Below are 7,039 nucleotides of genomic sequence, written 5' to 3'. Positions count from 1 at the left end.
GGGGCGGCGGCGGGGCTGCTGTTCGCCGCACCCGCCGTGCTCGTCGAGGTCTGCTGCAGGGCGGCCGCCGGGGCGCTGCCGCCGCTGGCCGCGCCCGGGCTGTTGCCGGTGCCCATGGCCGCCATGGCCGCGCGCAGCGTCACCGCCAGCCGGGTCGCCTCCGCGTTCTTCAGGTACACCACCCAGATGTTCCCCATCGCGTTGTCGGAGGAGGTCTGGTCCAGCTTCTGCACCAGCGAACGCACCAGGTTCAGGCGCGCCGCATTGGGTGCGCGCACGATGAGCGAGTTGCTGCGCGGCTCGGCGAGCACGGTGGTGCGGAAGCTCGCGTCGCCGCCCACGGCCACGGGCACGCCGGCCTGCGGCGGGGCGCCGGTGGCCGTGGCGGTGCTGGCCTCGACCAGGCGCTGCACCACGGGCGCGATGTCCGAGGCCAGTGCGTGCTGCAGCGGCAGCACGTCCACGTCGGTGGCGTTGGACACGTCCAGCGCGGCGATGATGCGGCCGATGCGCTGCAGGTTGTCGGCGTAGTCCGTGATCACCAGGGAGTTGTTGCCCGGGTTCACGTTGATGGTGTTGTTCGGGCTGATCAGCGGCCGCAGGATGGGCACCAGGTTGCCCGCCTGCTCGTAGTTCATGCGGAAGATCTGCGTCACGATCTCGCCGCCCGGGCGCGCCGGGCCGGCGTTGACGGCGCCCCCCTGCAGCTTGGCGTCGGCCTCGGGCACCAGCTTGAGCAGGCCGTTCGCGTCGACGATGGTGAAGCCCGACAGCCGCAGCGTCGCCAGGAACTGGTTGTAGGCCACCTGCGGCGCCACGGGCCGCTCGGTGCTCAGGTTGATGGTGCCCTTGACCCGTGGGTCGACCACGATGTTGCGGCCGGTGATGGCCGCCATGGTGCGCGCCACCGCCTCGATGTCGGCATTGACGAAGTTCAGCGTGACGGGCTCGCGCGAGCCGTGCGTGCTGCGTGCAGGTTGCGCGCCGGCGGGGGCGCCGGCGGCGATGGCCAGGGCCACGCAGAGTGCGGCGCTGCGCCGGGCGAAGGTGCGGGGGGAATGTTTCATTCCTATCCGATCGAGATGATGGAGCGCGCGCCGCTGCGCCGTCCGATGATGTTCAGGAGGTTGGAGAGCGCTTCTTCGCGCCCCGGCGCCGCGCTGGCGGTGCCGGAAAAGCGCAACCGCGAGCCGACCCACTGGCCACTGCCCGCGAGTTCGAGCGGGCTGCCTTCCAGCGTCTCCAGTTGCAGGGTGGGCACGTTGCCTCCCGAGACGGTGATGCGATAGCTTCCCATCGGCCTGAGCGTGGACAGGCGCGACGAGACCCGTTGCGCCAGGAGTTCGGCCCGTCCGGCGACGGACAGCCGACCTTCAGCCCATTCTACTGAAAGGCCCTGTGTCGCAAGGGTGAAGTCACCGTCGAGCTGGATGGTGTTCCAGGGCGTGCCCAGCCCAGCCAGAAGCGCCGGCGGCCACTGGCTGCGCGCGTCGCCGAATGCGAGGTGCATGCGCTGCCAGCCGAAGCGCGCGTCCAGCGGGACCGGCTGCGGCGTGCAGCAGTCGGCCCGCAGCACCAGGTGCAGGCCCGCCCAGGCCGGCCGCGCCGTCCATGCGAGCCGGCTGGGCAGGGCGAGCGCGTCGTTGCTGCCACTGCCGCCGGTGAAGACGAGCTGCCCCGAGCCCTGCCAGACCGTGCCGCGCGGGTCGGCGAGCTGCACCCGGCCGCCGCTGGCCTGGTCGAGCGCGCTGGCCAGCCAGTGCGCGGGCGCGCCCAGCAGCAGGGCCAGAAGCAGGCCCAGCACGGCGCCCGCCCCGGCCCAGCCCCAGGGCACGTGCGGCGCAAGCGATGGGCGGGCGGTGGCCAAGTCGCGTCGCCCTCAGCGCGCGGGCAGGGTGAAGGACAGCGTGCCGTCCCACTGGCCGGCCGCGTTGCGCGTGAGGTGCGCGTCGGTGGGCGTGAGCCGCGCGTTCGCGCGGGCCTGGGCCAGCCCGCGCGCCAGCGCATCGGGCGCGACAGCGCTGAGCGTGAGCGTGGCGCGGTCGCCGGTGATGGCCAGGCGCGCGCCCGGCCCGAAGGACTGGCGCACGGACAGGTCCAGCTGCCGGCTGGCCTCGTCCGGGCTCATGCGCGGCACCGACTGCAGCGATTGCGCCTGGGCCTGCAGCGACATCATGCGTTGCAGCTGCGCGTCCAGGGCCTGGCGCTGCGCCCCCGCGCCGCGCAGCGTGGCCAGGGCCGGCGCCAGCAGCACCCACCAGGCGATCGCGATCGCCACCAGGGCGGCCGCGGCGGCGACCATCAGTTTTTCGCGCGGCGCCAGCGCGCTCCAGCGGGCGGACAGCGGGGCCAGTGCAGCGTGCATCATCGGGCCTCCCCGGCCTGCACCGTGAGGGTGTCGGCTTGCGAGCGGGCCGTGTAGCCGCGTCCGCGCAGCGCATCGGCGATGGCGGCGTGCTGGGGCGCGGGCAGGCCCTTGAGCCGCAGCTCGCCGTTGCTGTAGTCGACGGCGCTGACGCTGCCGGGCGGCGCGCCCGCGCCCGCGACGGCGCCCAGAAGGTTCTCCAGGTCGCGGTCCGAGGCCCCGCCGGTGGCCTGGCGCAGCAGCGCCACTTCCTTCTCCATCTGCAGCGGTGCATCCACCACCACCTTGACCTGCGGAAAGCTGCGCGTGAGCATGTCCCGCATCGCCACGCGCTTGGCCTCCAGCAGGGAGCGCTCGCGCCACGCCGCGGCATTGAGGGCCGCGAGGTTCAGCACCAGCAGCAGGGCCACGCCCCAGCGCGCGGGACGCCACTCGGGCGCTGAGAGCAGGTCGGACCAGGCCGAGCCCAGGCGCTTGAGCGCCCTCGCGCCGCCCGTGTTGGCGAACTCGAACTGCGCCAGGTCCCAGCCCGAGCGGGCCGCCAGGACCCAGCGCTCGGCGGCCGTCTGCAGGCCGGGGGGGCGCTGCAGGAGTTGCTCGCCCTGGGCCGCCAGCGCCGGCTCGGCCAGCCACGGGGTGCCGGCCTCCATGGCGGGCAAAAGGGGCAGGGTGGCCGCCGCCATCGGCAGCGCCGTCACGCCCTGCGGACCGGTCAGCACCAGCAGCGCATGGTCGGGCTCGCCCACGGCCTGCAGCTGCGGCGTGGACTGAGGCGCGAATTCCGGCACGATGCGCGTTGCCGCGCGCCCGTGCGCCTCCAGCAACTGCAGCGCGCCGCGCAGCCAGGCCCGGTCGCAGGCCGCGACCCAGGCCGGCGCCTCGGCGCGTGCGTCGGGTTCGAGGGCGAAATGAAGCTGCTCGGGCTCGTCCAGCAGGCGGTCCTCCAGCAGCCCCTCCAGCACCTGGCGCAGTCGCGGCGAGCGAAGGGCGACGCCACGCGGCAGGTCGACGCGCTGCCAGGACACCAGGGCGGCCGGGACCACGGCCACCACCTCGCCGCCCGCGCCCCCGGGCGGCGGCAGCATCGCGGCGCGGGCCGCGCCATGGCGGGCCACGCTGCTGCCATCCGCCGTCAGCGCGTACTCGAGCTCGGTCGAGGCCGTGACGGGAGTTTCGGGCAGGTGGACGATGAGTGCGCTCATGGACGGGTCATTGTAGGGAGCAGATGCTCATCGGTTGGCGATCTGTGCGTTGGCGGGGTCGGCGACGGTCCCGCGTTCACGGCGCAGCACCTGGACCTGCAGGCCGTCGCGCTGGAGGAGGGCCCGCTCCTCGACCACGGTCTTGTCCAGTCGCAGGCGTGAGCGCACCTCGAAGAATCGCGAGCTCACGGTCACGTTGGCCTGGCCCTCCGGCATCGCGGCCGCCCCACCGCCCAGCAGGCGCTGTGCGTCGGCCACGCTGCGGAAGTGGGCCTGGCCCCGGGCCTGCACCAGGGTCTGCGCCTCGGCCATCGACAGGTCGGTCGTGGCCGCGATCACCTCGGCCGACGCGGTGTTGAGGTTGACCTGGGTGCGGCCGGGCAGCACCGTGATGTAGGGCCTCAGCTGGGCCAGCGTGCTGGCCGAGAGGCCCAGCCAGGCCAGCTGGTCCACCGTCTGCGGCGGCAGCGGCGCCTTCGCGGACGTGAGGTTGTCGCCCGAGGTGTCACGGGCGAGGCGCAGGTTTTCCACCAGCCGGCCCAGCTCCTCGGCCGGGGCGCCCACCATGTCGAACAGGCGGCCGAAGGCGGCCACGTCGTCCTCGGAGACGCGGCCGCTTTCCAGCAGGTTGTTCACGTTCATCAGCGACTGCATGTCGACGATCTGGCCGGAGAGGAAGGCGTCGAGCACGTCCTCGGTGGCGTCGGCCGTCTGGTTGGGGTCGGCCGCCAGGAAGCTCGACAGGCGCGCCTCCTGCAGGGGCACGGCCCAGGGTTCGCCCAGCCAGTCGGAGGAGTCGCTGCCGGCGCGCGCGTCCTCGCGCAGGACCAGCCGGGCCCAGTCGAGCGCGCCGGTGAGGATCCAGTCGGACTGGATGCGGGCCCGCTCCGCCTGTTCCACCTCGATGCCGCGCCACTGCTGCCACAGCGCCGCGGCGGCGAAGGTGGCCACCAGCGCCACCGTCAGCATGGCCGTCAGCAGTGCGGCGCCGCGTTCGCGCATCACGACTTGTTGCCTCCCAGCGTGGGCCGGGCCCAGTCCCGCGTGAGAGTCCCCGCGATGGCCTGGGAGCCGGGGATCACCAGCACCAGGCGCACCCCGTCGGGCGTGCGGGTGAGGGAGGAGGGCAGCTGGCCGACCCGCGTCACCACCGACACGCTGCTGTCGATGTCGCTGGACTGCGGGTTGGTCCAGGCGTTCTCTCGGAAGAAGAAGATCTGCCAGTCGTCCAGGGGCATGACGTCCACCTGGCGTGCCGCATTGCCCTGGCCCTGGTTCTGGGCCCAGAGGTCGGCCTGGTCCCAGGCGGCCTGCAGGTCGCCGCGCGTGCTCACGGGCGCCGATTCCCAGCGCGACCACATCGCGCCCGTGCCCGTGAGCCGGCGCGTCCAGCCGACCACGCGCACGCCGGCGCCGGCGTCCCCGCTGTCGCGGCGCACCAGGCGCAGGACGCGCCCGTTCCATTCGATGGCCTTGGTGGCCGGCAGCTCGGCCAGCGCGTCGAGGTCGGCACCCCATTGCGCCAGACCGACCTGCAGGGTGAGGACCTGGTCCGAGCGGGCCACGGTGGTTTCGCGGGCGCGCACCATGCCGTCCAGGCCGCGCCAGCTCATCACCGCGAGCAGCGCCATGGCGAACAGCGCCACCATCAGCTCGACCAGGGTGAAACCGCGCAGGCGCCGCATCTCAGTAGCGCCCCACCACGGTCGAGAGCCTGAGCACCGGGTTGCCTTCTTCGGCCACCTGGGCGTCCACGCGCCTGAAGCTGGGGTTGGGCGTCCCGGCGACGGTGACGGTCACGTCGAAGTTGCGTCCGCCCTGCTCGCAGGTGAGGCTGGTGCTGCCGATGTCCGGCATCTGCCGGGCCAGCCGCGCCTTGACGAGCTCGTTTTCGGCGCAGACATGGGCCAGCAGGACGCGCGACTGGCGCAGCGCATTGCCCACCAGCGCGTTGGTCGCCTGCAGGCCGGCCGCGAGCGCGATGCCCGTGATCGCCAGGGCCACCAGGACCTCGATCAGGGTGAAGCCGCGGCCACGCGGGCCCAGCGCCGGCCGGCTCATGGCGGGCTGCCCTCGGGTTCGACCTTGAAGGGATGCAGGCCGTCGGTGGCCACGCGCAGGCTGCGGCCGGGCGCCTCGGGATTGGCCAGCCGCACCGACTGGGGCCCGATGATGGGCTCGGGGCCGAGCACCAGGGTCGCGCTGCCGATCACCTCGGTGCCCGCGGCCAGCCATTGGTCGGGCAGGCTGCCGGCGGTGACGCCATCGAAGCGGAAGCCGCCCGGGATCGCCGACCAGCGCACGGGCACGCCGGTGCTGCGCGACTGGGCCCGTCCCGACTCCAGCAGCGCGGCCAAACGCTGGCCGTCGCGCTCGAGCTGCGTGTCGGCCGAATCGCGCAGCGCCAGGCTGACCGCGGCGGTGGCGATGGCGATGATGGTCACCACGACCATCAGCTCGATCAACGTGAAGCCGCGCAGGCGCTGCCGCGGCAAGGCGCTGCGCTTACTGCCAGCTGCCGATGTCGGCATTGTTGCCCTCGCCGCCGGGCTGGCCGTCGGCGCCCAGCGACATCACGTCGATCTCGCCCTTCACGCCAGGGTTGAGGTACTGGTAGGGGCGGCCCCAGGGGTCGTTCGGCAGCTTGTCCAGGTAGGGGTGCCAGTTGGGCGGCACCGGCTGCGTGGTCGGCCGCACGATCAGCGCCTGCAGGCCCTGCTCGGCCGTGGGGTAGCGCTGGTTGTCCAGCTTGTAGAGCTTGAGCGCCTGCATGAGGTTGTTCACGTCGGTGCGCGCCGCGGTGATGCGGGCCTCGTCGGCGCGGTCCAGCACGTTGGGCACGATCAGCGCCGCCAGCACGCCGATGATGACCAGCACGACCATCAGCTCGATGAGGGTGAAGGCGCGCTGGGCCGTGCGGCGAGGCAGTGAAAGCAGGTGCGTCATGTCGGGTGGGCGGTGTATCGCTTGAATCATAATGGCCTGATGGTGAGCAATTGGCGCAACAGGTCAGCAGTGGCGGGTTCCACGTTCCTGCTGTGGGCGCTGGTGGCGGGGAGCGCCGTGGCCTGGGGCCTGCGCTTCACGGCCGGGCGGGCGGTGCTGCCGCCGCCGGCCGCCGTCTCTGCGCCGGCGCCCGTTGACCCTTTGAGTGTGGCGCGCCTGCTCGGTTCCGGGCCAGGCCCCACGGCGGCAGCGCCTTCGGCGTCCAGCCGCTTTGCCCTGCAGGGCGTGGTGGCCGACGGCGACCATGGCGGCGCGGCGCTCATCGCGATCGACGGCAAGCCGCCCAAGCCCTACCGCGTCGGGGCGACCGTGGACGGGGACCTGGTGCTGCAATCCGTGGAAGCCCGCCGTGCCAGCCTGGGCCCGGCGCAGGGCGCGCCGACGCTCACGCTGGACCTGCCGCGGCCGGTGCCGGGCGCGTCCACCGCGGCGCACCCGCCCACACTGCCCGGCCCTGTGGGCATCC

10 protein-coding genes are annotated in these 7,039 nt (G+C 73.3%); 1 reads left to right on the top strand and 9 read right to left on the bottom strand.

Annotated elements, in window-relative coordinates; genetic code table 11:
• From IM725_RS19275 to gspG, 9 genes are all read right to left on the bottom strand, one after another.
• Nucleotides 1–1,067, bottom strand: a 1,067-nt coding sequence (locus IM725_RS19275) for a secretin N-terminal domain-containing protein (RefSeq protein WP_321576222.1), incomplete at its 3' end; no start/stop codon positions are given.
• A gap of 2 nt (nt 1,068–1,069) precedes the next feature.
• Nucleotides 1,070–1,867 (bottom strand): type II secretion system protein N, encoded by a 798-nt coding sequence (gene gspN, locus IM725_RS19270; RefSeq protein ID WP_193782263.1) that lies wholly within the window; start codon nt 1,865–1,867, stop codon nt 1,070–1,072.
• 12 nt (nt 1,868–1,879) lie between these two features.
• The gene (gspM, locus tag IM725_RS19265) at nt 1,880–2,368 is read right to left on the bottom strand and encodes a type II secretion system protein GspM (protein WP_193782262.1); all 489 of its coding nucleotides are present in this window, start codon (nt 2,366–2,368) and stop codon (nt 1,880–1,882) included.
• Complete coding sequence (gene gspL, locus IM725_RS19260) at nt 2,365–3,567, bottom strand: type II secretion system protein GspL (RefSeq protein WP_193782261.1); 1,203 nt, start codon at nt 3,565–3,567, stop codon at nt 2,365–2,367. The genes gspM and gspL overlap by 4 nt, the downstream gene beginning before the upstream one ends.
• Before the next feature lie 27 nt (nt 3,568–3,594).
• Nucleotides 3,595–4,569: a type II secretion system minor pseudopilin GspK gene (gene gspK, locus IM725_RS19255; RefSeq protein WP_193782260.1), complete on the bottom strand. Its 975-nt coding sequence runs from the start codon at nt 4,567–4,569 to the stop codon at nt 3,595–3,597.
• Nucleotides 4,569–5,252, bottom strand: coding sequence for a PulJ/GspJ family protein (locus tag IM725_RS19250; RefSeq protein WP_193782259.1), 684 nt, complete (start codon nt 5,250–5,252; stop codon nt 4,569–4,571). Before IM725_RS19250 ends, gspK begins: the two co-directional genes overlap by 1 nt.
• A 1-nt stretch (nt 5,253) precedes the next feature.
• Nucleotides 5,254–5,628: a type II secretion system minor pseudopilin GspI gene (gene gspI / locus IM725_RS19245; RefSeq protein ID WP_193782258.1), complete on the bottom strand. Its 375-nt coding sequence runs from the start codon at nt 5,626–5,628 to the stop codon at nt 5,254–5,256.
• Complete coding sequence (locus IM725_RS19240) at nt 5,625–6,098, bottom strand: pilus assembly FimT family protein (protein ID WP_193782257.1); 474 nt, start codon at nt 6,096–6,098, stop codon at nt 5,625–5,627. Before IM725_RS19240 ends, gspI begins: the two co-directional genes overlap by 4 nt.
• Complete coding sequence (gspG, locus tag IM725_RS19235) at nt 6,073–6,513, bottom strand: type II secretion system major pseudopilin GspG (protein ID WP_193782256.1); 441 nt, start codon at nt 6,511–6,513, stop codon at nt 6,073–6,075. The genes IM725_RS19240 and gspG overlap by 26 nt, the downstream gene beginning before the upstream one ends.
• Before the next feature lie 39 nt (nt 6,514–6,552).
• Here gspG and IM725_RS19230 point away from each other — a divergent pair.
• A partial coding sequence (locus IM725_RS19230; RefSeq protein ID WP_193782255.1) for a type II secretion system protein N occupies nt 6,553–7,039 on the top strand: 487 nt, incomplete at its 3' end.

The sequence above is a fragment of the Ramlibacter aquaticus genome (genome assembly GCF_015159745.1).
GTDB lineage: Bacteria > Pseudomonadota > Gammaproteobacteria > Burkholderiales > Burkholderiaceae_C > Ramlibacter > Ramlibacter aquaticus.
Note: the sequence above shows the minus strand (reverse complement) of the source record. Positions and strands in the feature narration are given on the sequence as shown.